General features: G+C 72.4%; 22 protein-coding genes and 1 pseudogene. All 23 read left to right on the top strand.

Annotation, left to right across the window (positions count from 1 at the left end):
• Positions 1-298 (top strand): annotated as a pseudogene (locus tag IE136_RS35935) (ROK family glucokinase); the annotation flags it as partial.
• The gene (locus IE136_RS23395; protein WP_189601304.1) at positions 295-870 is read left to right on the top strand and encodes a hypothetical protein; all 576 of its coding nucleotides are present in this window, start codon (positions 295-297) and stop codon (positions 868-870) included. The pseudogene IE136_RS35935 and the gene IE136_RS23395, both read left to right, overlap by 4 nt.
• 181 nt (positions 871-1,051) lie before the next feature.
• The gene (locus IE136_RS23390; RefSeq protein WP_158991905.1) at positions 1,052-1,714 is read left to right on the top strand and encodes a hydrolase; all 663 of its coding nucleotides are present in this window, start codon (positions 1,052-1,054) and stop codon (positions 1,712-1,714) included.
• A gap of 5 nt (positions 1,715-1,719) precedes the next feature.
• Positions 1,720-2,241 carry a DoxX family membrane protein gene (locus IE136_RS23385; RefSeq protein WP_189601303.1) on the top strand — a complete coding sequence of 174 codons (522 nt, stop codon included), beginning with the start codon at positions 1,720-1,722 and terminating at the stop codon, positions 2,239-2,241.
• An 87-nt stretch (positions 2,242-2,328) separates the two neighbouring features.
• Positions 2,329-2,925: a Dps family protein gene (locus tag IE136_RS23380; RefSeq protein WP_189601302.1), complete on the top strand. Its 597-nt coding sequence runs from the start codon at positions 2,329-2,331 to the stop codon at positions 2,923-2,925.
• A 138-nt stretch (positions 2,926-3,063) separates the two neighbouring features.
• Positions 3,064-4,017: an alpha/beta hydrolase gene (locus IE136_RS23375; RefSeq protein ID WP_189601301.1), complete on the top strand. Its 954-nt coding sequence runs from the start codon at positions 3,064-3,066 to the stop codon at positions 4,015-4,017.
• Positions 4,014-5,912: an amidohydrolase gene (locus IE136_RS23370; RefSeq protein WP_373309115.1), complete on the top strand. Its 1,899-nt coding sequence runs from the start codon at positions 4,014-4,016 to the stop codon at positions 5,910-5,912. Before IE136_RS23375 ends, IE136_RS23370 begins: the two co-directional genes overlap by 4 nt.
• A gap of 15 nt (positions 5,913-5,927) precedes the next feature.
• A complete protein-coding gene (locus IE136_RS23365; protein WP_189601300.1) occupies positions 5,928-6,677 on the top strand; it encodes a GPR1/FUN34/YaaH family transporter in 750 nt (249 codons plus the stop codon).
• Between the two features lie 136 nt (positions 6,678-6,813).
• Positions 6,814-7,128: a GNAT family N-acetyltransferase gene (locus IE136_RS23360; protein WP_158991918.1), complete on the top strand. Its 315-nt coding sequence runs from the start codon at positions 6,814-6,816 to the stop codon at positions 7,126-7,128.
• An 85-nt stretch (positions 7,129-7,213) separates the two neighbouring features.
• Positions 7,214-8,545 carry an ABC transporter substrate-binding protein gene (locus tag IE136_RS23355; RefSeq protein ID WP_158991920.1) on the top strand — a complete coding sequence of 444 codons (1,332 nt, stop codon included), beginning with the start codon at positions 7,214-7,216 and terminating at the stop codon, positions 8,543-8,545.
• Positions 8,545-9,510 carry a carbohydrate ABC transporter permease gene (locus IE136_RS23350; protein WP_189601299.1) on the top strand — a complete coding sequence of 322 codons (966 nt, stop codon included), beginning with the start codon at positions 8,545-8,547 and terminating at the stop codon, positions 9,508-9,510. Before IE136_RS23355 ends, IE136_RS23350 begins: the two co-directional genes overlap by 1 nt.
• Positions 9,507-10,394 (top strand): carbohydrate ABC transporter permease, encoded by an 888-nt coding sequence (locus IE136_RS23345; RefSeq protein WP_189601298.1) that lies wholly within the window; start codon positions 9,507-9,509, stop codon positions 10,392-10,394. Before IE136_RS23350 ends, IE136_RS23345 begins: the two co-directional genes overlap by 4 nt.
• Positions 10,391-13,159, top strand: a complete 2,769-nt coding sequence (locus IE136_RS23340) for a helix-turn-helix transcriptional regulator (RefSeq protein WP_189601297.1) — start codon at positions 10,391-10,393, stop codon at positions 13,157-13,159. Before IE136_RS23345 ends, IE136_RS23340 begins: the two co-directional genes overlap by 4 nt.
• 103 nt (positions 13,160-13,262) lie before the next feature.
• Positions 13,263-14,099, top strand: a complete 837-nt coding sequence (locus IE136_RS23335) for an alpha/beta fold hydrolase (RefSeq protein WP_189601296.1) — start codon at positions 13,263-13,265, stop codon at positions 14,097-14,099.
• Between the two features lie 32 nt (positions 14,100-14,131).
• The gene (locus tag IE136_RS23330) at positions 14,132-15,229 is read left to right on the top strand and encodes an LLM class flavin-dependent oxidoreductase (RefSeq protein WP_158991929.1); all 1,098 of its coding nucleotides are present in this window, start codon (positions 14,132-14,134) and stop codon (positions 15,227-15,229) included.
• The gene (locus IE136_RS23325) at positions 15,226-15,840 is read left to right on the top strand and encodes an FMN reductase (protein WP_158991931.1); all 615 of its coding nucleotides are present in this window, start codon (positions 15,226-15,228) and stop codon (positions 15,838-15,840) included. The genes IE136_RS23330 and IE136_RS23325 overlap by 4 nt, the downstream gene beginning before the upstream one ends.
• 131 nt (positions 15,841-15,971) lie before the next feature.
• On the top strand, positions 15,972-18,947 hold the full coding sequence (locus IE136_RS23320; RefSeq protein ID WP_229819058.1) for a helix-turn-helix transcriptional regulator: 2,976 nt from the start codon (positions 15,972-15,974) through the stop codon (positions 18,945-18,947).
• A 141-nt stretch (positions 18,948-19,088) separates the two neighbouring features.
• Positions 19,089-20,336, top strand: coding sequence for a PucR family transcriptional regulator (locus tag IE136_RS23315; protein ID WP_189601294.1), 1,248 nt, complete (start codon positions 19,089-19,091; stop codon positions 20,334-20,336).
• Between the two features lie 173 nt (positions 20,337-20,509).
• Complete coding sequence (locus IE136_RS23310) at positions 20,510-21,382, top strand: alpha/beta fold hydrolase (protein ID WP_158991937.1); 873 nt, start codon at positions 20,510-20,512, stop codon at positions 21,380-21,382.
• Positions 21,379-22,272, top strand: a complete 894-nt coding sequence (locus IE136_RS23305) for a helix-turn-helix domain-containing protein (protein WP_229819056.1) — start codon at positions 21,379-21,381, stop codon at positions 22,270-22,272. Before IE136_RS23310 ends, IE136_RS23305 begins: the two co-directional genes overlap by 4 nt.
• An 11-nt stretch (positions 22,273-22,283) precedes the next feature.
• A complete protein-coding gene (locus tag IE136_RS23300) occupies positions 22,284-23,018 on the top strand; it encodes an alpha/beta fold hydrolase (protein WP_189601293.1) in 735 nt (244 codons plus the stop codon).
• Positions 23,019-23,187: 169 nt separating this feature from the next.
• Complete coding sequence (locus tag IE136_RS23295; protein WP_158991939.1) at positions 23,188-23,658, top strand: CBS domain-containing protein; 471 nt, start codon at positions 23,188-23,190, stop codon at positions 23,656-23,658.
• Between the two features lie 132 nt (positions 23,659-23,790).
• Positions 23,791-24,207 (top strand): CBS domain-containing protein, encoded by a 417-nt coding sequence (locus IE136_RS23290; RefSeq protein WP_158991941.1) that lies wholly within the window; start codon positions 23,791-23,793, stop codon positions 24,205-24,207.
• Positions 24,208-24,321: the final 114 nt, after the last annotated feature.

The raw sequence follows: 24,321 nt of genomic DNA, 5'->3' as shown, positions 1-24,321 counted from the left end.
CATGGGCGGCGGCGCCAGCGCCGCCGACGACCTGCTGATCGGGCCCGCCCGAGACGCCTTCCGCCGCCATCTCACCGGCCGCGGATACCGCCCCGAGGCCCGGATCGCCAAGGCCCAGCTCGGGCCGGAGGCCGGCATGGTCGGCGCCGCCGACATGGCCCGCCTCGTCGCCCGCCGCTTCCGCCGCGCCAACCGCCGCCGCCTGGAGCGCCACGAGCGGTACGAGCGGTACGCCCAGGCACTGCGGGGCGGCACCGAAGGCCGCCCCTCCCGCACCCCTCAGGACCCGCAGTCATGACCGTCCCCACCCAGTCCGTCTCCCCCGAGCAGGGCACCAAGCTGCCGGAGGGCCGACGCCACATGATCGGCCGGCGCTGGCTGACGGCGATCATCATCGTGCTGCTCGTCGGCATCCCCGCCGGCTATCTGGTGATCTCCGCCGGACAGAGCCGCGACAGCGGCCGCGACAAGGAGCGCGAGTCCTCGGCCACGGGACTGCGGGACAACTGGCCCTCCCAGATGAAGCGCCGGATCTTCGAGGTCCCGATCCCCCCGGGCAGCACGCAGGTCGCCTACTACGAGACCAGCAACTGGCGGACCAGCCGGCTGTACGTCCAGTTCACGACGACCGCGGGCAGGCTCGACGCCTTCCTCCACGAGGTCGGCTCCAGCCGCTCCGAGCTCGTCCCTGGCGAGGTCACCGTCGGCGAACGCGACGCCGACATCGTCGGCTGGGACTTCCCCGCCGCCCAGGACTGGTCGGGCACCTCCATCAGCCGGGGGAAGCCGCGCCCGAGCGAGGACATCACCGTCGACCTCACCGACCCGGCCGCACCCCGGGTGTACGTGGTGTCCACCACCACCCCCTGACCAGGGCCAGGTCCGGAAGGTCGCGGGCGGGCCGGGGGCGGGGCCCGGGCGGGTCGTGCGCTGTGGTGCCAACCCCTGGGCGCGGGGAGGAAAGCCGGTCGGTCCCGCCGGTCGTAGCTTCGGTCCGTGCCGAGCCGCTCACGCGGCGGGCGCGCCACCGACCGCTCCGAAAGGACCCCTCATGTTCGACATCACCCAGGTGCAGGCCGCCCCGAGCGCGGACCTCCTCACGCCCGACAACGCGGTCATGCTGTTCGTGGACCACCAGCCGCAGATGTTCTTCGGCACGGGCAGCGGCGACCGCGCCGCGATCATCAACAGCACCGTGGGTCTCGCCAAGGCGGCGCAGGCGTTCGACGTGCCGGCCGTCCTGACCACGGTCGCCGCCGAGTCGTTCTCCGGGCCCCTGCTGCCCCAGCTCGCCGAGGTGTTCCCCAAGCACGAGGTCATCGACCGGACGAGCATGAACGCCTGGGAGGACGAGGCGCTCGTGGCGGCGGTCAAGGCGACCGGACGCAAGAAGATCATCCTGTCGGGTCTGTGGACCGAGGTCTGCCTCGTGCTGCCCGCGCTCTCCGCGCTGGAGCAGGGGTACGAGGTGTACGTCGTCTCCGACGCCTCCGGCGGCGTCAGCCCGGCCGCCCACGAGCACGCCCTCCAGCGGATGGTGGCCGCCGGCGCGGTCCCGGTGACCTGGGTGCAGGTGCTCCTGGAGCTGCAGCGCGACTGGGCGCGTCAGGAGACGTACGGCGCCGTCATGGAAATCGTCAAGGCCCACGCGGGCGCGTACGGCCTGGGCGTCGTGTACGCGCAGAGCGTCATCGGCGCGCACGCGGCGGGCTGACCTCCTTGGACACCGGCATTCTGATCCTGCGTCTGCTGGTGGGCCTGCTCGTCGCCGGCCATGGAGTGCAGAAGATCAGCTCCCACCTGGGCGGCAGGGGACTGGCGGGCGGCACGGAGGAGTTCCGCGCCGACGGCTTCCGCGGCGGAGCCCTCACGGCCCTGGCGGCGGGCGGGGGGCAGATCGGTTCGGGTCTGCTGCTCGCCACCGGCCTCCTGACCCCGCTCGCCGCGACCGGCGCCATCGGGGTCATGACCGTCGCCCTCACCGTGAAACGGCACAACGGCCTGTGGGTGCAGAACGACGGATACGAGTACCCGCTCGTCCTCATCGGCGCCGCCGCCGCGCTCGCCGCCACCGGACCCGGCGCCTGGTCCCTCGACGCGGCCCTCGGCCTCACGCCGTACCCCCTGTGGTGGGCGGCCCTCGCACTCCTCGCCGGTCTCGGCAGCGGGCTGCTCACCCGGCTCGTCCTCCACCGGCCGGCCTCCGCGGCACCCCGAACGGCCGCCCCCGGCGAGCGCTGAGCGCGAGCCGACGCAGACCGGGTCCGGCCGCACCGCGCCCCCGACCGGGGCGGCCGGGCCCTCCACCCTTCCCACCAGGAGTACCCGATGGATACCGCTATCACCGCATCCACCACCGCACCCGCGCGCGGCGGCGGCCAGCCGCTGCTGCGTCAGAAAGGCGCGGAGACCCAGGCGTTCGGCACGCTGAAGCAGCTGCCGATCGGCCTCGGCCACGACACCCGCGTGTACGCCTGCCAGCGGCTGAACCACGTCCTCGCCGACACGCAGATCCTGTACTCCCTCTACAAGAAGCATCACTGGCTCATGCGCGGGGCGACCTTCTACTCGCTCCACCTCATGCTGGACAAGCACGCCGAGGCCCAACTGGCCATCGTGGACGCGCTGGCCGAGCGGATCCAGAGCCTCGGCGGCGTCGCGGTCGGAGACCCTCGCCACGTCTCGGAGCTGACCTCCGTCCCGCGGCCGCCCGACGGCGTGGAGAAGGTCCCCGTCATGCTGTCGCGGCTCCTCGACGCGCACGAGCGGATCCTGATCGACGCGCGCGACGCCGCCGCCCGGATCTCGGCGGAGGGCGACGAGGGCAGCGCCGACCTCCTCGTCTCGGACGTCATCCGCACCGGCGAGGCACAGGTGTGGTTCCTGGCCGAACACCTCGTGGACACCCCCCTCGTGCGCGGCTGACGAAGGACGTGTAGGACGTCCTCGACGCCCCGGACCCCGACGCCGCCCGACGCCCGAGGCGGCGGTCATGGCCGCGACCCGGCGCCCGGCCCCACCGCCGCGCTCCACCCCGCACACCTTTACGAAGGAGAACCCCTCATGCCGAACCGGCCGATCCTCGAACCCGCCGCCCAGGCCTTCGCCGACGCCACCGCCCAGCCGCCGTTCCTCCATCAGATCGCGGTGGCGGACGGCCGCAAGGCCGTGGACGACGTCCAGAACGGTGAGGGTGTCCCGCTGCCCGCCGTCGACGAGGAATGGATCACCGTCCACGGCGGCCCGACCGGCGACGTCCGCGCCCGGATCGTCCGCCCGCGCGGCGCCACGGGCCCCCTCCCCGTCATCCTCTACATCCACGGTGCCGGCTGGGTCTTCGGCAACGCCCACACCCACGACCGGCTCGTCCGCGAACTCGCCGTCGGCACCGGCGCCGCCGTCGTCTTCCCGGAGTACGACCTCTCGCCCGAGGCCCGCTACCCCGTCGCCGTCGAGCAGAACTACGGCGTCGCCCAGTGGATAGCCCGCGAGGGACACCACAAGGAGCTCGACGGCACACGGCTCGCCGTCGCGGGCGACTCGGTCGGCGGAAACATGACCGCCGCCCTGACGCTGATGGCCAAGCGGCGCGGCGACGTCCGCCTCACCCACCAGGTGCTCTTCTACCCGGTCACCGACGCGGCCTTCGACACCGACTCGTACCACCTGTTCGCCGAGGGCTACTTCCTGCGCCGCGACGCCATGCGGTGGTTCTGGGACCAGTACACGACCGAGGAGGCCGAGCGCGCCCAGATCACCGCCTCGCCGCTGCGGGCCACCACCGAGCAGCTCACCGGCCTGCCGCCCGCCCTGGTCATCACCGCGGAGGCCGACGTCCTGCGCGACGAGGGTGAGGCGTACGCGGCGAAGCTCCGCGCCGCAGGAGTTCCCGTCACGGCCCTTCGCGTCCAGGGAGCCATCCACGACTTCGTCATGCTGAACGCACTGCGCGAGACGCGGGCCGCGGAACTCGCCATCGGCGTCGCCGTCGACACCCTGCGCAAGGCGCTGGCATGAGTGGCGTGACCGGGCCGTCCACCAGCATGCCGGTGGCGGGCGTCGTCCCCGCCCAGCGGAAGGAACACGTGCGGGCCGCCGACCTCCTCGTCCGCAACGCGAAGGTGTTCACCGGTGACCCCGGCCGCCCCGAGGCGGGTGCCGTCGCCATCCGCGGCGGCCGGGTCGCGGCCCTCGGCGACGACCACGACCTCGCCCACCTCGTCGGTCCGGAGACCCGCGTCGTCGACGCCCTCGGCCGCAGGGTGATCCCCGGCCTGAACGACTCCCACCTGCATGTCATCAGGGGCGGCCTGAACTACGTCCTGGAGCTGCGCTGGGACGGGGTGCGCAGCCTCCGTCACGCGCTGGCCATGCTGCGCGAGCAGGCCGGCCGCACTCCCAAGGGACAGTGGATCCGGGTGGTCGGCGGCTGGACCGCCGAACAGTTCGCCGAACGCAGGATGCCGACCGTCGCCGAACTGAACGCCGCCGCCCCCGACACCCCGGTGTTCGTCCTGCACCTCTACCAGTCGGCCCTGATGAACCGGGCCGCGGTGCGGGCCGCCGGATTCACCCGCGACACCCCGGACCCGCGCGGCGGACAGATCGTACGAGGACGGGACGGCGAGCCCAACGGCGTGCTGCTCGCGGCGCCGAGCGCCCTGATCCTGTACTCGACCCTCGCCAAGGCACCGGCCCTCGACGAGGCCGACAAGCGGACGTCGACACGGCACTTCCTGCGTGAGCTGAACCGTTTCGGGCTGACCTCCGCGGTCGACGCCGCCGGCGGGTTCCAGAACTTCCCCGACAACTACGCCACGGTCGTCGACCTCGCCAGGTCGGGGGAGCTGTCGCTGCGGATCGCCTACCACCTCTTCCCGCAGACGGCCGGTCAGGAGCTCGCCGACCTGAAGCGCTGGACCGAGACGGTCAAGCCCGGGGACGGGGACGAGTGGCTCCGGCTCAACGGCGCGGGCGAGAACCTGACCTGGGCCGCCGCCGACTTCGAGAACTTCTCCGAACCCCGCCCCGAGCTCGCCGAGGGGTACGAGACCGAGTTCGAGCAGGCCGTCCGGCTCCTGATGGAGAACGGCTGGGGCTTCCGGCTCCACGCGACGTACGACGAGACGATCCGCCGCGACCTGGCCGTCTTCGAGAAGCTCGCGGCGGAAGGACTCTTCCCCGGCGACAACCGCTGGCTCTTCGACCACGCGGAGACCGTCTCGACCGACAGCCTGGACCGCATCGCGGCCCTCGGCGGCGCCCTGTCCGTCCAGAACCGCATGTCCTTCCAAGGCACCGCCTTCCGCGACCGCTACGGCGCCGAGGCCGCAGCCCACACCCCGCCGGTCCGGGCCATGCTCGACCGCGGCCTGACCGTCGGCGCGGGCACCGACGCCACCCGCGTCTCCTCGTACAACCCGTGGGTCGCGCTCCACTGGCTGGTGACCGGGCGCACCGTCGGCGGCACGTCGCTCCGCCCGGCCGGCAACCCGATCAGCAGGGAGGCCGCCCTCGGCCTCTACACCCGCGGCGGCGCGCGACTCACCGGCGAGCAGGACGTCAAGGGAGTGCTGAGGGAGGGCTTTTACGGCGACCTCGCGATCCTGTCCGACGACTACCTGACCGTGCCCGAGACCGCCATCCCCGACATCGAAGCGGTGCTCACCGTCGTCGGAGGCCGCATCGTCTACGCGAGCGCGGCGTACGAGGGACTCGACGAGGCCCTCCCGCCGGTCGCTCCCGAGTGGAGCCCGGTGGCCCACTTCGGCGGCTACCAGAGCGGTGCCGCCCAGGCCTCGCTCGTGGCCGAGGCCGTCGCCGAGTCCGAGCGGCACCGCCGGTGGCGCGTCGGGCGGGGCTCCGCTCCCGACACGCCTCCGCCGTTCCATGACCCCTGCTTCGCGCACTGAACGAGGGATCCACAGATGAGTACAGCCTCCGCCACCGACGGCGCCGACGGCGTTCCGGGCGACGCGCCGGGCAGCCTGCCGGACGCTCTCCCGGGACGCCGCTTCGAACCGGACCTCCGGTCGATGACCCGGATCAACCTGCGCCCCATCGCCTCACCGATGCCACTGGGCTTCTTCACGGTGGCGATCGCCTCCGTGATGACGGGATGCCTGCAACTCGGGCTCCTGGAGGCCGGGGCCCGCACCGCCGTCGCGCTGTGCGTACTGCCCGCCTTCGCGCTGCAGTTCCTGGTGAGCGTCCTGGCGTTCGGCGCCCGTGACGTGATCGCGGCGACGCTCATGGGCGTCTTCGCCGGCAGCTGGCTGGCCTACGCGCTCGTCATGTTCAGCGGCGCGGCCGACGGGCTCCAGGTACTGGGCGTCTTCAACCTGGTGTTCCTCTGCTTCGGGGCGCTGATGGCCGCCGTGACCCGGCCCAAGCGCGCGCTGTGGCTCGTCCTGGTCGTCTCCCTGCCCCGCTGGGCGGCCACCGGTCTGTCGGGACTGACCGGCGCCGAATGGCTCACGCGCACGTCGGGGGCCCTCGGCCTCCTGGTGGCGCTCGTCGCGATGTACGCGGCGTTCGCCCTGATGCTGGAGGACATGCGCAGCGAGGAGGTCCTGCCCATCGGCCGCAGCGGCCCCGCCCACGCCGCAGTCGAGGGCGACCTCACGGTCCAGCTCCGCAACCTGGAACGCCAGGCGGGGGTGCGCCGCACGCTGTGAGCACACCCGGCCCGCTCCGGGAAACACGCGCCGACCACCCACATCCGCCGCCCCACTCACGCGCACTGCCCCGTGACAGCTACCGACCCACCGACACCCACCGACCCCACGCACACCGCGATCGCAAGGAGCACCCATGGAACCGCAGGTGAAGGACCGGCCCGAGAGGTCCCGGTACGAGATCCTCGCCGGGGACGACGGCACCGAGACCGCCGGCTTCGCCGAGTACTTCCTCTCGGAGGGCGAGATCGCCTTCATCCACACCGAGACCGATCCCCGGTTCGCCGGCCGGGGCCTGGGAGGGCTGCTCGCCCGGGGAGCCCTCGACGACGCCCGGGCACGCGGGCTGCGCGTCCTGCCGTACTGCCCCTTCATCCGGGGGTGGGTCGGCAAGCACCCTGAGTACGCCGATCTGGTGCCCGAAACGTACCGTGCACGTTTCGGTCTATAGCCGTGATTGGTCGCAGATGATCGACCGCTGATAGCTTCAGGTCGCCCTCCGGAACACTCGGTGGGCGATCGGAGGAAGTACACCCATGAGGTTCGGCGCGAGGCTCGCGCTCGCCGTCACCACCCTGATCGTCACGGTCACCGCCTGCGGTGCCCCGCACGGCGGCGGTTCCCAGCCTCGCGCGGGCCAGGACTGCGGACCGTACGCGCGGTACGGCGAGCACGCCGGGACCACGGTCACCGTCTACGCGTCGAACCGGGACCGGGAGGCGGACCTCTTCGAAGAGACCTGGGCGGACTTCGCGGCGTGCACGGGAATCGACGTCGCGTACGAGGGGGACGGTGAGTTCGAGGCCCAGATCCAGCTCCGGGTCGAGGGCGGGAACACGCCCGACGTGGCGTTCTTCCCCCAGCCGGGGCTGATGGAACGCTTCGCGCGGGCGGGGAGGCTCAAGCCCGCGAGTGCCGAGGTCGCGGCCCTGGCGAAGGAGGGCTGGTCGGCGGACTGGAACGGCTACGCGACCGTGAACGGCACCCTCTACGGCACTCCGCTGGTCGCGAACGTGAAGTCGTTCGTCTGGTACTCGCCGGCGTTCTTCCGGGACAGGGGACTGAGCGTTCCCCGGACCTGGGCCGAGCTGATGGACGTGACGGAGAAGGTCGCGGCATCGGGGGTCAAGCCGTGGTGCGCCGGCGTCGAATCCGGCGAGGCGACCGGCTGGCCCCTGACGGACTGGATCGAGGACGTCCTGCTGCGCCAGGCCGGGCCGGACGTCTACGACCAGTGGGTCTCCCACGAGATCCCGTTCAACGATCCCCGCGTGATCAGGGCCATGGACACCGTGGGATCCGTCCTCAAGAACGACCGGTACGCCAACGGCGGCTACGGCCCGGCCCGGTCGATGGCCTCGATCGCCTACCAGGAGGGCGGCACGCCCGTCCTGTCCGGCGACTGTGCGATGCACCGCCAGGCCTCCTTCTACGCCGAACACTGGCCCGAGGGCACCGAGATCGGACCCGACAAGGACGTGTTCGCCTTCCTCCTGCCCGGAACGGACAGGACCAGCCGGCCGGTACTGGGCGGCGGGGTGTTCGCCGCGGCCTTCTCCGACCGTCCCGAGGTCCGGGCCTTCCAGGAGTACCTGGCGACCGCCGACTTCGCCACCGCGCGCATGAAGAAGGGCCCCTTCGTCTCCGCGAACAAGGGCGTGGACCCCGCCGACGCCGCCACCCCCGTCGACAGGCTCTCCATCCAGCTGCTCCAGGATCCCAAGACGCAGTTCAGGTTCGACGGATCGGACCTGATGCCCGCGTCGGTCGGCGCGGGAACGTTCTGGAAAGGTGCCGTCGACTGGATCGGCGGCAAGGGCACCGAGCCGGTGGCCGACTCCGTCGAACGGTCCTGGCCGCGCCCCTGATGTCGTTCGATGCGGTGGCGCAGCAGCCCAAGCTGCAGCACCTTCTTCAGGGCGTCGTCGCGTTCGCGGCGGTGGTCTGCCTGATCCTTCTGGCGCTGCACCGCGGGCCGGCGCGGCGCCGGGGCGCGGCCTTCCTGCTGCTGGCCCCGGCCCTGCTGCTGCTCACGGCCGGTCTCGTCCTGCCCGGTCTGCGCACCCTGCTGCTGTCGTTCATGGACCGTGAGGGCGACGCACGGGTCGGCCTCGACAACTACGTGTGGCTCTTCACCGATCCCGAGGCGCTGATCGCGCTGCGCAACACCCTGGCGTGGGTGGTGCTCGTGCCCCTGCTGGTGACGGCGGTCGGTCTCCTCTACGCGGCGGCGGTCGTACGGTCACGGTTCCGGGCACTCGCCCTGTCCCTCGTCCTGCTGCCGATGGCGATCTCTTTCGTCGGCGCCGGTCTCGTCTGGAAGTTCGTCTACGCCTACCGGCCGGCGGAGGCGGATCAGATCGGCCTGCTGAATCAGCTCGTCGTGACGTTCGGCGGCACGCCGAGACAGTGGCTCGTGGAATCTCCGTGGAACGTCCTGTTCCTCGTCGTGGCCATGGTGTGGACCCAGGCGGGCTTCGCGGCCGTCCTGCTGGCGGGCGCGATCGGGGCGGTGCCCGGCGAGATCACCGAGGCGGCCCGGCTGGACGGCGCTTCACCCCGGCAGATCTTCTGGCGGATCACCGTGCCACTGATCCGACCCACCCTTCTTGTCGTGGTCCTCGCCGAGGTGATCGGCACCTTCAAGGCGTTCGACATCGTCAGGACGATGACGGCCGGCCAGTTCGACACGGGTGTCATCGCCCATGAGATGTACGACCAGGCCTTCCGCTACGGCGAGACAGGCCGCGGCGCGGCTCTCGCCGTCCTCCTCTTCGCCCTGGTCACCCCTGTGGTCGCGTACAGGATCCGTGCGCAGCGGAGCGCGGGGTGAGCCGCGTCCGGGAGCGTCTCGCCTCCCGCGCCTTCTCCTTGACCGCCGTGGTGATCGCGGTCCTGTGGACGACGCCGACCCTCGGGCTCCTCCTCTCCTCGTTCCGCCCCGAGGACGAGATCAAGACGACGGGCTGGTGGACCGTGTTCGGCTCGCCGCACGTCACACTCGACAACTACGACGAGGTCCTGTTCGGCAGCGCGAACGCGTCGGGGCGGCTCGCCGAGCACCTCGTCAACTCGGTCGTCATCACCCTCCCCTCGGTGCTCTTCCCGCTCGTCCTGGGGTTCTTCGCGGCCTACGCCCTGGCGTGGATCGACTTCAGGGGGCGGGGCGCGCTCCTCGTCGGGATCTTCGCGCTCCAGATCGTGCCCCTGCAGATGGCACTCGTCCCGCTGCTGAAGCTCTTCTCCCAGGGGTGGCTGTTCCTGCCCGCATGGGGCCTCACCGGGCCGGCTCGGTTCACCCATGTCTGGTTCGCCCACACGGTCTTCGCGCTGCCGTTCGCGGTGTTCCTCCTGCACAACTTCCTGGCCGGACTGCCCCGAGACCTGATCGAAGCCGCCCGGGTCGACGGCGCGTCGCACGGAACTCTGCTGCTCCGGATCGTGCTGCCGCTGGCCGGCCCGGCCCTGGTGACGTTCGCGATCATCCAGTTCATCTGGGTCTGGAACGACCTGCTGGTGGCGCTGGCGCTGTCGGGCGGGACCGCCGAGACCGCGCCCGTCACGGTCAGACTCGCGGGCCTGGCCGGGACACGTGGCAACGAGTGGCAGCGGCTCACGGCGGGAGCGTTCGTGTCGGCGTTCGTTCCCGTGCTCGTGTTCTTCGCCCTCCAACGGCACTTCGCCCGAGGCCTGCTCACGGGATCCGTCAAGGGATGAACTCGGAGGCGGCGACGAACGGGGAGCTGAGCCGGCCCGGCCTGCGAGGCCGGGAGGCCGAGTTGGAGCGGCTGCGTGCCCTGGTCCGGTCGGTGCGGGACGGCGACGGCGGCGCGATCGCACTGCTCCTGGGCGAGCCGGGAATCGGGAAGACCGTACTCCTGGAGGAGACGGTCTCGCTCGCACGGGCCCACGGGTTCGTCGTCAGTCAGGGGCGCGCCGAAGAGCTGCACGAACTGGCCCCCCTCGCCTCGCTTGCCTCGGGCCTGCTGCACGGCGACCCGCCGCTCCTGGCCGCCAAGGACTTCGCCCACCTCGCGGGCCACCACGACCAGCGCATCTGGCTCGTCGAACGGCTGGCCCAGCTGATCGAGGAGCGCTCGGCGGGCACTCCCACACTGATCGCGATCGACGACGTCCAGTGGACCGATCCGCTGAGCCGGTTCGCCCTGAACGTCATGCCCGCACGACTGCTCACCTCCCCGGTCCTCTGGCTGCTCGCGGGCCGGGAGAACCCGGACCTGCGCGGCGACGGACCGAGGACGACCACGGTCCCCCTGCGGCCGCTGTCCGGCGAGGCGCTCGCCGAGCTGGCACACGACGCAATCGGCGGAGACATCCCGGAGAAGGTCACCGAGCTGCTCGACGGGTCGGGAGGCAATCCGTTCCTCGCGGCCGAGCTGCTGACGGGCATCGCGGCCTCGGGCGTGGACGGGCCGGAGCCGCCGGAGCGGCTGGTGCTCGGTGTACGCGGCAGGCTGGCCGCACTCCGGCCGGGCACCATCGACTTCCTGCGGATCGGCTCCGTCCTGGGCCGGGCGTTCGCGCTCGCCGACGCCGCGGCCCTCTGCGGCCGGCCCGCCTCCGGTCTCATCGGCGAACTGGAGGAGGCGATTGCCGCCGGCCTCCTCCACGACGACGGCGAACGCCTCGTGTTCCGCCACGACCTCCTCCGCCAAGCGGTCTACGCCGATCTCGCCCCCTCGGCGCGGCGGGCACTGCACCGGGAGGCGGCGAGCCGGCTCGTCGCGGCGGGCCGGACCTCCGTCGACGCGGTCCCGCATCTGCTGAAGAGCGCCCAGCCCGGTGATCACGAGGCGGTCCGGCTGCTCGGCCGCGCCGCCACCGACGTACGCGCCGTCATGCCCGATCTCGCCGCCGACCTGGCCGTACGCGCCCTGCAACTGGTGCCGCCCCACGACTCCACGGCGTTCGGCGTGGGAGAACAGGCCATCACCGCTCTGACCCGCGCCGGCCGGTACACCCAGGCGCGAGAGGTCGGTGACGCGCTGCTGGCCCGCCAGCCGCCCCTGGACGTCTTCGCCCGCCTGCAGTCCGTCCTCGGCGACACGCTGTGGCACCTCGACGACATCCATGAGCTGACCCGCCGTTCGACGGCGGCGCTGGCCGTCGTCACCGACCCGGTGATCTCCGCCCGGCTGACCGCGCGGCGGGCACTGGCACAGTCGCGCGGCCGCGACCTCCAAGAGGCGCGCGGGACCGGAGCGCGGGCGCTCGCCGAGGCGAAGCGGGCGGGTGACCGTGAGGCCCGCGTCGTCGCGCTGTGGGGCCTCGGCGAGATCGCGCTCAACGCGGGCGAATGCGCCGCCGCCGTCGACCACCACACGGCGTTGAGCGCGTTCGACGCCGCCTTCCTGCCCGAGGAGGTCGTCGCTCGGGTGCACCTGGACGACTTCGACTCCGCCCGGCAACTGCTGCGGACGGCGGGCGACGAACCACTGCGCCCCGCGATGCTGATGTGGGCCCAGGCCGGCCTGAATCTGGGGCTCGGGCGGCTCGACGACGCGGAGGCCGACCTCGTCACCGCCGAACGGCTGGAAGCGGACATCGGCGTGCCCGGCAACCTGGTCAACATACGGGTCCACCGAGGCCGGCTGGCGGTGCTGCGGGGTGACCGCGAAGCCGCCGAGGAGCACGTCGACGTCGTCAGAGCGGCCGTGGCCGACCGGCCGAACCCGGGGAACCACGCCGCTCATCAGTATGCCGAAGCCGTCCTCGCCGACGCCGACGGCGACCACACGGCGGCGGCCGAACGGATCCGGTCCGCCCAGCGGGACAACCCCTTCGTGCGGTGGCGGCTCCTGCGCACCCAGTTCGTCGAGGCCGTGAAGATCGCCCTGCGTGCCGGAGACCGCTCCCTCGCCGAGGACCTCACGGCCCAGGCGGCCGCGCACGCCTCCCGTAACCCTTCCGTACCGACGGCCCGGGGTATCGCCGCCCACACGGCCGCCCTGGTGAACGCCGACCACGGACTCCTGGCGCGGTCCGTCCGGATCCTGCTGACGGGGCCGCGCCCGCTGCACCTCGCCGCGGCCTCCGCCGACCTCGGGCGCGCGCTGCTGACCACGGGCGACGCCGCCGCGATCCCCGCACTGACCAGAGCGTACGAGGCGTACACGCGGGCGGGGGCCGGCTTCGAGGCCGACCGGGTCCGGGCCGACCTGGACCGGGCCATGGCCCGCGCGGGGCGGCGCACCGCCGCTCGCCCGCGTCCCAGCGAGGGTTGGGACGCGCTCACCGCCTCGGAACGGAAGGTCGCCCGGCTGATCGCCGCGGGACACACCAACCGGTCGGCCGCGGCCGCCCTCGTCGTCTCCCCGCACACGGTCAACACCCACCTGGTGTCGATCTTCCGCAAGCTCTCGGTCAACTCCCGGGTCCACCTGACCCGGCTCGTACTGGCGGAGGCGGAGGCGGACGGCCCGTCCGGGGCCGCGAACACTGCGCCCATGGACAACTCCTAGTGCGTCGGGTGACAACCGGCGGCGCTTTCCCCGCCCTAGCGTGACGGCGTCGCGTGCCGCTCCGGCACGCGGACCAGCCGACCCGAAACGAGGAAGCGACTCCATGCCGTACATCACCGTGGGCCACGAGAACTCCACCGCCATCGACCTCTACTACGAGGACCACGGCACCGGCCGGCCGGTCGTCCTCATCCACGGCTTCCCCCTCGACGGGCACTCCTGGGAGCGCCAGAGCGCCGCCCTGCTCGACGCCGGTCACCGCGTGATCACCTACGACCGCCGCGGGTTCGGCCGGTCCTCCCAGCCGACCACCGGCTATGACTACGACACCTTCGCCGCCGACCTGAACACCGTGATGGAGACCCTCGACCTGAACGACGCCGTCCTCGTCGGCTTCTCCATGGGCACCGGCGAGGTCGCCCGTTACGTGTCGGCCTACGGCTCCGCCCGTGTGGCCAAGGTCGCCTTCCTGGCCTCGCTCGAGCCCTGCCTGCTCAAGAGCGACGACAACCCCGACGGGGTCGCTCCGAAGGAGTTCTTCGACGGAGTCGTCGCGGCCGTCAGGGCCGACCGGTACGCCTACTACACGGCCTTCTTCCACGACTTCTACAACCTCGACGAGAACCTGGGCACCCGCATCAGCGAGGAAGCGGTCCGCAACAGCTGGAACACCGCGGCCGGCGGCGGCTTCTTCGCCGCCTCCGCCGCGCCGTCCACCTGGTACACCGACTTCCGCGCCGACATCCCGGCCGTCGACGTCCCCGCCCTCATCCTGCACGGAACGGCCGACCGCGTTCTCCCCGCCGAGGGCACCGCGCGCCCCTTCCACAAGGCGCTGCCGACCGCCGACTACGTCGAGATCGAGGGCGCCCCGCACGGTCTGCTCTGGACCCACGCGGACGAGGTCAACGCGGCCCTCCTCGCCTTCCTTTCGAAGTGACGTCCCACCCGGTTCAGGAAAGCGGACACCCCATGCAGTTCGGCATCTTCACCGTCGGGGACGTGACACCGGACCCCACCGACGGCCGCACACCGTCGGAGCACGAGCGCATCAAGGCGATGATCACCATCGCGCTCAAGGCCGAAGAGGTCGGCCTGGACGTCTTCGCGACCGGCGAGCACCACAACCCGCCGTTCGTCCCGTCGTCCCCGACCACCATGCTCGGCTACATCGCCGCCCGCACCGAGCGGCTGATCCTCTCCACCGCCACGACGCTGATCACCACCAACGACCCGGTGAAGATCGCCGAGGACTACGCGACGCTCCAGCATCTGGCCGACGGCCGGGTCGACCTCATGCTGGGCCGGGGGAACACAGGCCCGGTGTACCCGTGGTTCGGGCAGGACATCCGCCAGGGCATCGACCTCGCCAAGGAGAACTACGCGCTGCTGCGCCGGCTGTGGCGCGAGGACGTCGTGGACTGGGAGGGCCGGTTCCGTACGCCCCTCCAGGCCTTCACCTCCACACCGCGGCCCCTGGACGGCGTCCCGCCGTTCGTCTGGCACGGATCCATCAGGTCCCCGGAGATCGCGGAGCAGGCCGCGTTCTACGGTGACGGCTTCTTCCACAACAACATCTTCTGGCCGGCCGACCACACCCGGCGCATGGTCCAGCTCTACCGGCGCCGGTACGCCCACCACGGTCACGGCCGTCCGGAGGACGCCGTCGTGGGCCTCGGCGGCCAGGTCTTCATGCGGAAGAACTCCCAGGACGCGATACGGGAGTTCCGCCCCTACTTCGACAACGCTCCCGTGTACGGACACGGCCCGTCCCTAGAGGACTTCACCGAGCAGACCCCGCTGACCGTCGGCTCTCCCCAGCAGGTCATCGAGCGGACCCTGTCCTTCCGGGAGTCCGTGGGCGACTACCAGCGCCAGCTCTTCCTGATGGACCACGCGGGCCTGCCCCTGAAGACCGTCCTGGAGCAGCTCGACATCCTCGGCGAAGAGGTCGTGCCCGTGCTGCGCGAGGAGTTTGCGAAGGGCCGCCCGGCCGACGTGCCGGAGGCACCGACCCACGCGGCGCGGATCACCGCCGCCGCGACGCCCCGGGGAGCGACCGCCGCATGAAGCTGATCGCCGTCTCCGCGGGGCTGAGCACCCCCTCCTCCACCAGGCTGCTCGCGGACCGGCTCGCCGAGTCGGTCCGCGGTGAACTCGTCGCTCAGGGCCACGCCGTGTCGACCGAGGTCGTCGAGTTGCGCGAACTGGCCGGTGATGTCGCCCACCATCTCGTGACCGGTTTCCCACCGCCGAGACTGGCCGCCGCGATCGACGCGGTGACGGCAGCCGAAGGCCTGATCGTCGTGACTCCCGTGTTCACGGCGTCGTACAGCGGGCTGTTCAAGTCCTTCTTCGACGTGTTCGACCCGGCCGCCCTCACCGGGAAGCCGGTTCTGGTCGGGGCGACGGGCGGCACCGCCCGCCACTCCCTGGTCCTGGAGCACGCCATGCGCCCGCTCTTCGCCCATCTCCGCGCCTCCGTCGTCCCCACCGCGGTGTACGCGGCGTCGGAGGACTGGGGATCGGGGGGAGACGAGTACACCGACGGTCTGCCCGCGCGCATCCGCCGGGCGGGCGGCGAGCTGGCCGCGCTCATGGCCGCCCGGCCCGCCCCGGCCGAGCCCGAGGACGACGTCACCGCCCTCGAACGGCAACTCGCCGACCTGCGCTTCGACTGAGGCAGGGGAGTCCTTCATACTGTTCCGCCGTTACCGCACGCGGATCCCAGCCTCGTCCCGTGCGGCCCCCGGCCGGCGGAATGAGCGTGAACCGATTGACCACAGGGCCTTCTCCCGAGGACCCCGGCGGTGTGACGCGCCGGCGCCTCGCGAGGACGCCGGTCCGCGGCAGGGAGGCGGAACTGGCGTTCGTCGAGGCGCGGCTCGACTCGCTCGCCCGGGGTGAAGGCGGGATCGTCCGCGTCGAAGGCCCCCCGGGCAGCGGCAGGACCAGGATCCTCACGGAGGCGGCGGCGTCCGCGAAGCGGCGCGGGACGCGGGTCTTCCACGGGGGAGCGGACCCCGACGATCGGTCGCCGCTCGGCCCGCTGCTCGAGGGGCTGCTCTCCGGGGAGGTGGCGGACGCGGCCCGGCTCCGGGACCTCGCCACGTCGCCCGGCCAGCGGTTCTGGCTGCTTCAGGAACTGGGGGACCGCCTGCGGGAGGCGGCTCGCGGCGGGCCGCTGCTCATCGTCCTCGACGACCTCCAGTGGTGTGACGACCTGACGCTGCTCGCCTTTCACACCGTCGCGGCCGGACTCTCGTCGGAGCCGATCCTGTGGCTGGTGGCCGTGCGCGGCGGAAGCGTGCCGCCGGGCGTGCGCACGACCCTGGACAGGATCCAGCGGGCCGGCGCGTATGAGCTGGTTCTGGGCCCGCTCGGGGACCTGGCGATCGCGCGGATCACCGAGGACGTCCTGGGCGCGGTCCCCGACCCGGACGTCCTTCGCGTCGCCCGCCGGGCCGAGGGCGTGCCGCTGCTGCTGGTGGAGTTGCTCGACGCGATGAGGGAGGAGGGGGCGGTGACGATCGAGAACGGCATGGCCCGGCTGCCGGCCGGTCCCGGCCCCGTCGGGCGGCTGTCCTCCGTCCGCCGCCGCCTCGACCTGCTGTCCGACGCGGCCCGCGAGCTGGTGGAGACGACGGCCGCAATGGGAAGCGCGGTCACCGTGCGGCTGCTGGCCGAGGCGCTCGGCAGACCGTCGGCGACACTGATCAGCGCCGTGCGGGAAGCCCTCGACTCCGATCTGCTCGCTGAAAGGGGCGATCACCTGGAATTCCGCCACGCCCTGATCCGCGAGGCGGTGGAAGCCGGCCTTCCGCTCTCCGCGCGCCACAACGCGGGCAAGCCGCGCCGTCACGCCGCCGAGGCGCTGCCGGAGAGCGCCGCATCCCCGGCCGGACCCCCTGTGCCGCCGACCGACAGCGCGCCGACCGACAGCGCGCCGACCGAAAGCACGTCGACCGTTGGCCCGGCGGTGGACGACGGGCGGCGCCCCGCCGCTTCGGACCTCACGGCCACCGCTGCCGTACCGGACGCGGAACCCGGCCCCGGAGCCCCGGAATCCGGTCTCAGTGCCCGGGAGCCTAAGCTCAGCACCCGGGAGCCCGGTCTCAGTGCCCGGGAGCCTGGGCTCAGCGGTCGGGAGCCCGACCACAGCGCCCGCGAGTCCGGCTTCAGCGCCCGGGAACCCGTCGCGACGGACGGGCCGGAGCGGCCGCGGGGGAGCGCCGGGGCGGTTCCGCTCCTCCGGTGGACGGGGCCGGCTGCCCGGGCCCACCACCCGGGGGCTCCGGCCCCGTCGAGCGGTGGCCTCGGACCCGAGGCCGAGGCCCGGACACGCCTCGGTCTGGCGCGACGCCTGTTCTGCCGGTCCGACTTCTCCGAGGCGGTCCGGCACGCCCGTACCGGGGCGGGCCTGCCCGGGGTTCCGGCGGCTCTGCGGGCGCGACTGACCGCGCTGCTCTGCCTCGCCCTGTCGATGTCGGGCGAGCTCGATGCGGCCGAGCAGGCCGTCGCCGAGGCGCTGGCGGCCGCCGAGGCGACCGGGGACCGCGCCGCCGGGGCCACGGCGACGGTGGCCGCCTCGGTCGTGTACTTCCACCGGATGGACTGGAGCAGCGCGGTCCGTCAGGCGGACCGCGCTGCCGCCCTTGCCGCGGGACGGGAGGCCGACCCTTCCGCCTGGATTCCGGAGGCCCTGTGGCAGGGCTTCCTGTGGAACGCGGCCGGCCGCTCGGCGGAGGCGCTCGCCCTCGCCGAGGCCGGCGTCAGGAACACCAGGAACCAGGGCCGGGCGGCAGCCACCCGCATGTGGCTCGCGAACCACGCCCGAGCGCTTCTGGACGCCGGACGGTTGACGGACGCCCGGGCCGCTGCGGAAGCCGCCACCGCGGTGAGCGACGAGCTCGGTCCCGGCGACTTCGCCGATGCCGTCCTCCTGCCCACGCTGATGCGCGTCGCGCTCCACACCGGCGATCAGGAGGCCGTACGAGCGTACGCGGCGGAGGCCCTGCGGTTGCGAAGCGCCGACGCACCACTCCTGCGTGACGCCGGCGCGTGGACGACGGCACTGACCGCCGACTCCGAAGGCAGGCCCGACCGCGCCATGGCCCTCGTCGGCGACGTGACCGTGGCGCTCGTGGCGGAACGGCCCTCCCTCGTCGGCCCGCTCGACCCCGCGGACGCCCCCGTCCTCGTCCGCATGGCGCTGCGGGCCGGCGCACACGAACGGGCCGCGGCGGCGGCCGACGTGGCCGAGCGCCGAGCCGCGCTCAACCCCGACGTCATGATCCTCGCCGCCACCGCCGCGCACGCCCGCGGCCTGCTCGCCAACGACCTCGGTCATCTCCTGCGCGCCGTCCGGCTGTACGAGGACTGCCCCCGGCCCCTGGCCCGGGCGTCGGCGCTGGAGGACGCCGGACGCAAGCTCGCGGTCACCCGTAGGTCCGAAGCGGTGCCGTACCTGGACAAGGCCCTCGCCCTCTACACGCGAGCAGGCGCCGAACGGGACGCCCTGCGCGTCCGTCGGCGCCTGCGGGCCGCGGGTGTCCGGCGGCGGCTCTCGCCGGCCGGACACGTCGAGGAGTGGCCCGAGCTGACAGTGGCCGAGGCGGGTGTCGCACGGCTCGTGGCCCAAGGGCTGACCAACGCGCGCGTTGCCGAGCACCTCTCCCTCTCGCCCCACACGGTCGGTTCGCACCTGCGCCGCGTCTTCACCAAGCTCGACATCACCTCGCGCGGGGAACTGTCACGCCTCGCGGCGACCCGTGACAGCGGAGAGTGACCGCTTCGTATCCCCTGCCGAGGCCGTGCCAATGGACGATTCACGCGATGTGCCGATGTCCTCGCCCCCCTCAAAATGATCAAGAGCTGCGGAAACGGAGAGCGATCCGCAGGGAACAGGTGGTCGAGAGAGGAACAGCGCATGACCGTACGGCCCCAGCGAGCCCGTCCCGGCAGCGCGGAGCTTCAGGCGCTCGTCGACGAACTCGCGGAGACGCTGGGCCGGTCCGTCGCGGTCGACGATCCGCTGGTCCGCATGGTCTGCACGAGCCGCCACTTCGGTGACGAGGACCCGGTGCGCATCGGGACGCTGCTGCAGGGCCGTGCCGACAACGCGACCGTCCGGTACGTGCTCGCCCAGGGCGTGGCCCAGTGGTCGAAGCCCGGATTCGTCGAGGGCCGTGACGATCTCGGACTGCTGCCCCGCTACGTGGTGCCGCTGCGCGAGCGCGGGCACCTCCTCGGCCTGCTGATGGTGGTCGTGCCGGACAAGGCGCTGGGGGAGCCGGAGACCGGGACCATCGCGCGGGCCGCCGCCCTCATGGCCGCCCAGATGTACGCCGAGCACCTCGCGGCCGACACCCGGAAGGCCGAGGAGCGGACTCTTGTCCTCGACCTGGTCGACTCGGACGTCGCCACGCGAACCGCCGCACGCCGGCGGGCGAGGGAGCTGGGGCTGCTCGGGGAGGCGGAGCACGTCCTCGTCACCCTCGTCCAGCTGCGCCGCGGCACGGAACCCGGGCGGCAGTCCGAGGCGGCCCTGTGGGGGGCGTTGGAAGGCTTCCGGCAGACGCGTTCGGCGCAGGGAGTCCTCGCGATCGACCAGGAGCGGGCGATCCTCCTCCAACTGCGTGACCGGCCCCCCGGGCCGGACGAGGTCGCCGCCCAGTCCGGACGCGTCCTCGACGAACTCGCCACGTTTCTGGGCCCCTCGGCGGCCCCCGTGATCGGCGTCGGGGGACGGCACCCGGGCCTCCGGGGTGCCTGGACGTCGTACGAGCAGGCGCTGGTGGCGGCCCGCGCGGCCCGCCGGCTGCCCTCCCTGAGGAGCGTGGGCGACTGGGATTTGCTCGGCGAGCTCGCCGTGCTCCTCCAACTCCCCGAGCACGCCCTGAACACGTCCCTCGTCCCCAAGCCGCTCCGCACCCTCGACGAGGCCCATGGCGGCGACCGGCTGCGGGACACCTTGCGGTGCTTCCTCGAACACGCCGGGTCCATCCCCAGGACCGCGGAGGCCCTGCGACTCCACCGCACGTCGCTCTACTACCGCCTGCGCCAGATCCAGGAGATCACCGGACTCGACCTGGACGACGGTGCCCACCGCCTCACCCTGCACCTGGGACTCAGGATCGAGGAACTCCTCACCCCCGGCGACGGCGCGCCCGCCTGACCCCCGGCCGCGGTCTCGTGACCGGCCTGCCCGGCTGCCACGACTTCGACAAAGCGAGAAGGATCTCCCGCCCGATTCCTACAGCACGCGGTGGTGACGGCGAGGCACCACGTCCGAGGATGTGAGGGACGAGGCGGGCCCGACGGCCGGCCCGTGACGAGGGAAGAGAGAGCATGAGGGAACTGATCACGACCGACGGGACACGGATCGCGTACCGGGACACCGGCGGCGAGGGCCCTCCCCTCGTCATGCTGCACGGCTGGGGCCAGACGCAGGCGATGTTCCGGCACCAGGTCGCGGATCTGTCCCCGGGGCGTCGCGTCGTCACCGTCGACCTGCGCGGCCACGGGCTGTCCGGCAAACCGCGGCACGGCTATCGCATCGCTCGCCTCGCCCGTGACGTGCTCGAACTCGTCGACCACCTGAGGCTGGAGCGGTTCGACGCGCTGGGCTGGTCCATGGGCGTCTCCGTGTGGTGGAGCTTCATCGACCAGTACGGCACCGGGCGGATCCGGCGCTTCGTCGCCGTCGACCAGCCGGCGGCCGTCGCCGCGGTCCCCTGGATGACACCTCGGGAGCAGCAGGACTCCGGTGCCATCTTCGACGTGTCGGAGCTGCTCGCCCTCGGTGCCGCGCTCGCGGCGCCTGGCGGCGAGCGGGTGCGCGCCGACTTCGTGCGCGGCATGTTCTCCGGCGACCCCGACCCGGAGACGCTCGCCTTCGTCGCCGAGCAGATCACCTCGACACCCGCCTACGCCGGCGTACCCCTGCTGTTCGACCACTGCGCTCAGGACTGGCGCGACGTCCTCCCCAGGATCGATGTGCCGACCCTGGTGATCGGCTGTGAGGGAAGCCATGTGCACCCCGACTCGCAGCGCTACATCGCCGCACAGATCCCCGGCGCGCGCCTGCACGTCTTCCCCTCCGACGTGGCGAACTCGCACTTCCCCTTCCTCGAGAACCCGGCGGCCTTCGACGCGGTCGTCGAGAAGTTCCTGTCGGCCGCGCCCGGCGACGACGAACCGTACGGTGTGGAGTTCCCGTGACCCGATCAGCTTCCGAGTGGCTCGTTCAGGTTCTCTCCGGCATGCCGGGCGAGGAGGACGGAAACTTCCTCTACCTCGGCATGCATGTCCAGGGCCCGGTCACCAGCGTCCGCGACGGGGCGCCGAGTCCCCTGGAGCCGAACGACCTGGTCTTCTGCGACCCGGCCCGGCGCCACCTGCTGCGGTTCGGCGACGGCTGCCGGATGCTCTTCTTCCGGATACCCCGCTGCTACCTCGGAGTCACGGAGTCGGAACTGAACCAGGTGGTGGGCGTCCCCGTGCGCGGCGGTGAGGGGCTCGGGGCGCTGGTGTCGGACTTCCTGTCCGCGCTCGCCGCCGAGGCGGAGTTCCGCCGGTCCTCGATCGGGGACCGGCGCGCCCGGACGGCCGTTCACCTCCTCTCCGTGCTGGTCATGGAACTCCTCGAGACGGACACGGCGGACGAGTCGGCCGACGCGTCGAGGGGCGGCAACGAGACGCTGTCCCGTATCCGGGCCTTCGTCGAAGAGCATCTGATGGACCCGGACCTCTCACCCGAATCGATCGCCCGCGCCCACCACATCTCCGTCCGGTACCTGCACAAGCTCTTCCAGAGCGACGGCACCACGGTGAGCCAGTGGGTGCGGCGACGCAGGCTCGAAGCCTGCCGGATCGAGCTGGGCCGGTCCCACCGGAGAACCACCATGGCCGCGGTGGCACACCGCTGGGGCTTCAGCAGCCCCTCCCACTTCAGCCGTACGTTCAGGGGCGCGTACGGCATGTCCCCCAGCGAATGGCAGTCGATGGCGACCTCGGCCTTCGCCCCGCCGGCCACCGCCGCCCGCGCTCCCGGCTCACGGTCGCCGTCCCCGGACTCCGTCACCCCGTCCCTCACCCCGACTCCTGCCTGAGAGACCCTCCCATGACCACCCCCACCCCCACCGTCGTCCTCGTGCACGGTGCCTTCGCCGACGCGGCGGCCTGGATAGGCGTCATCTGGGAACTGCGGAGCCGTGGCATTCCGGTGATCGCGCCGGCCAACCCCCTGCGCGGCCTCGCCTCGGACGCCGCCTACGTCGCTTCCGTCGTCTCCCAGATCGACGGCCCCGTCGTACTCGTCGGCCACTCCTACGGCGGTGCGCTGATCACCGTGGCCGGCACCGAGGAGAACGTCGTCGGGCTCGTCTACGTGGCCGCGTACGTCCTGCGCGAGGGCGAGAGCCTCGGCGAGCTGCAGGCGCGCTTCCCCGACTCCCCCCTGACGAGCAGCCTGAAGGAGTGGAGGTACCCGCTCCTCGACGGCGACTCCGCCGTGGAGGTCACCATCGACGAGGCGGCCTTCCCCGCCGTCTTCGCCGCGGACGTGACCGAGGACGTCGCCACCGTCCTGGCAGCGGTCCAGCGCCCCCTGGCCGCCGCGGCCTTCGCCGAGACGGCCTCCGCGGCCGCGTGGCTGACGAAGCCGTCCTGGGCCCTGGTGGCCGGGGCCGACCGTGCGATCAACCCCGAGGTCCAGCGCTACGGCGCCCGGCGGGCCGGAGCCGTCGTCGTCGAGCTCCCGGACGCCTCCCACGCCGTCGCCCTGTCCGAGCCCACCCAGGTCGCCGAGCTGATCAGGGACGCGGTACGGGCGACGAGCCGACCGGCACATCGGTAGGACGACGTCCCGATCCCGCGTCTGATCCGCGCCCCGGACCGGTGCCGGCAGGCCTACGGTGGAGTGTGAGGATGGCATGGAGCGGCTGTCTGTGGCGGGCTGAGCGTGAAACACCGCGGGCCGGCGGGCACCGCGCATGTCGTCGGCTTCACCCGGTGAGGAGAGTGCTGTGCGTGCCCGCGATCTGGCCGAGCCGTATCCGTTCGTGACGACCGACGACGACGCGATGGACGCGGCCCGTCTGCTGGCCCGGCAGTCGCTGCCAGCCCTGCTCGTGCTGGACGCGGACGGGCAGCCGCACGCGATCGTGCCCGGTTCGCAGGTCCTGCGGCAGGTGCTTCCCGACTATGTGATCGACGATCCGCTCGTCGCATCCGCCGCCGGGGGAGCGATCGACGCCGAGATCGCCGAGCGGCTCCGAGGGCTCACCGTCGCTGAGTGGCTGCCCCGCCGCCTGTTCCCCCCGCCGTACGTCGGACCGGACGCGACCGCGGTCGAGGTCGCGGCGCTGATGGCCCGCACCCACAGCCCCCTCGTGGCGGTGATCGAACGCCACGGCGACCAGGTACGTCTCGCCGGTACGGTGACCGCCGCCCGCCTCATGAGCTGCTTCCTCGACCAGCGCGGCCAGCCGCAGTAGCCGTTGGCAGTCGGCGGGGTGGAGAGCCGGCACTGGGCGTTACTCGAAGCCCAGGGGCGGGCACGCGTGTCTCGTCCCACCCGGATGGGTGCGGAAGACCGCGTAGACGAGGAAAGCAGGGAGGCTGCCCGGATGACGACCGCTCGCGAGATCATGACGGAAGGCGCGGAGTGCATCGGCGCCGAGGAGACGGTGCTCGACGCCGCGAAGAAGATGACCCGGCTGGGGGTGGGCGCGCTGCCGATCTGCGGTACGGACGACAAGCTCAAGGGCATGCTCACCGACCGCGACATCGTCGTGAAGGTCCTCGGGGTCGGCAAGAACCCGGCCGAGGTCAAGGCCGGCGACCTCGCCCAGGGCGAGGCGGTCACGATCGGCGCCGACGATGACGCCGAGGAGATCCTGCGGACCATGACCTCGCACAAGGTACGCCGCCTGCCGGTGATCGACGGGCACCGCCTGGTCGGCATCGTCGCCCAGGCCGACGTCGCCCGCGCGCTCCCGGATCCCAAGGTCGGCGACCTGCTCGAAGCTCTGTCCACGGACTGACGCCCGCCCGCTCGGAGCACGCAGGCCGGCATCGTCGGACGTTGCTGCCGGGTGGCGTGGGACGGGGCCGGAGCGGGTGCCCTCACCCGGCGGCGCCCCCCTTCGGCCCCACCA

The sequence above is a fragment of the Streptomyces lateritius genome (assembly GCF_014649715.1).
In the GTDB taxonomy this organism is placed as follows: Bacteria; Actinomycetota; Actinomycetes; order Streptomycetales; family Streptomycetaceae; genus Streptomyces; species Streptomyces lateritius.
The sequence above is the reverse complement of the archived record's forward strand: the minus strand, read 5'-3'. Positions and strand labels throughout refer to the sequence as shown.

What these genes read in the sequence shown, in the direction of transcription:
- IE136_RS23380 (WP_189601302.1), top strand. Translation starts at nt 2,329, where the DNA reads ATGGATACCGCTATCACCGCATCCACCACCGCACCCGCGCGCGGCGGC.
- IE136_RS23290 (WP_158991941.1), top strand. Translation starts at nt 23,791, where the DNA reads ATGACGACCGCTCGCGAGATCATGACGGAAGGCGCGGAGTGCATCGGC.
- IE136_RS23350 (WP_189601299.1), top strand. Translation starts at nt 8,545, where the DNA reads ATGTCGTTCGATGCGGTGGCGCAGCAGCCCAAGCTGCAGCACCTTCTT.
- IE136_RS23310 (WP_158991937.1), top strand. Translation starts at nt 20,510, where the DNA reads ATGAGGGAACTGATCACGACCGACGGGACACGGATCGCGTACCGGGAC.
- IE136_RS23375 (WP_189601301.1), top strand. Translation starts at nt 3,064, where the DNA reads ATGCCGAACCGGCCGATCCTCGAACCCGCCGCCCAGGCCTTCGCCGAC.
- IE136_RS23315 (WP_189601294.1), top strand. Translation starts at nt 19,089, where the DNA reads ATGACCGTACGGCCCCAGCGAGCCCGTCCCGGCAGCGCGGAGCTTCAG.
- IE136_RS23300 (WP_189601293.1), top strand. Translation starts at nt 22,284, where the DNA reads ATGACCACCCCCACCCCCACCGTCGTCCTCGTGCACGGTGCCTTCGCC.
- IE136_RS23330 (WP_158991929.1), top strand. Translation starts at nt 14,132, where the DNA reads ATGCAGTTCGGCATCTTCACCGTCGGGGACGTGACACCGGACCCCACC.
- IE136_RS23340 (WP_189601297.1), top strand. Translation starts at nt 10,391, where the DNA reads ATGAACTCGGAGGCGGCGACGAACGGGGAGCTGAGCCGGCCCGGCCTG.
- IE136_RS23370 (WP_373309115.1), top strand. Translation starts at nt 4,014, where the DNA reads ATGAGTGGCGTGACCGGGCCGTCCACCAGCATGCCGGTGGCGGGCGTC.
- IE136_RS23355 (WP_158991920.1), top strand. Translation starts at nt 7,214, where the DNA reads ATGAGGTTCGGCGCGAGGCTCGCGCTCGCCGTCACCACCCTGATCGTC.
- IE136_RS23335 (WP_189601296.1), top strand. Translation starts at nt 13,263, where the DNA reads ATGCCGTACATCACCGTGGGCCACGAGAACTCCACCGCCATCGACCTC.
- IE136_RS23325 (WP_158991931.1), top strand. Translation starts at nt 15,226, where the DNA reads ATGAAGCTGATCGCCGTCTCCGCGGGGCTGAGCACCCCCTCCTCCACC.
- IE136_RS23360 (WP_158991918.1), top strand. Translation starts at nt 6,814, where the DNA reads ATGGAACCGCAGGTGAAGGACCGGCCCGAGAGGTCCCGGTACGAGATC.
- IE136_RS23390 (WP_158991905.1), top strand. Translation starts at nt 1,052, where the DNA reads ATGTTCGACATCACCCAGGTGCAGGCCGCCCCGAGCGCGGACCTCCTC.
- IE136_RS23365 (WP_189601300.1), top strand. Translation starts at nt 5,928, where the DNA reads ATGAGTACAGCCTCCGCCACCGACGGCGCCGACGGCGTTCCGGGCGAC.
- IE136_RS23395 (WP_189601304.1), top strand. Translation starts at nt 295, where the DNA reads ATGACCGTCCCCACCCAGTCCGTCTCCCCCGAGCAGGGCACCAAGCTG.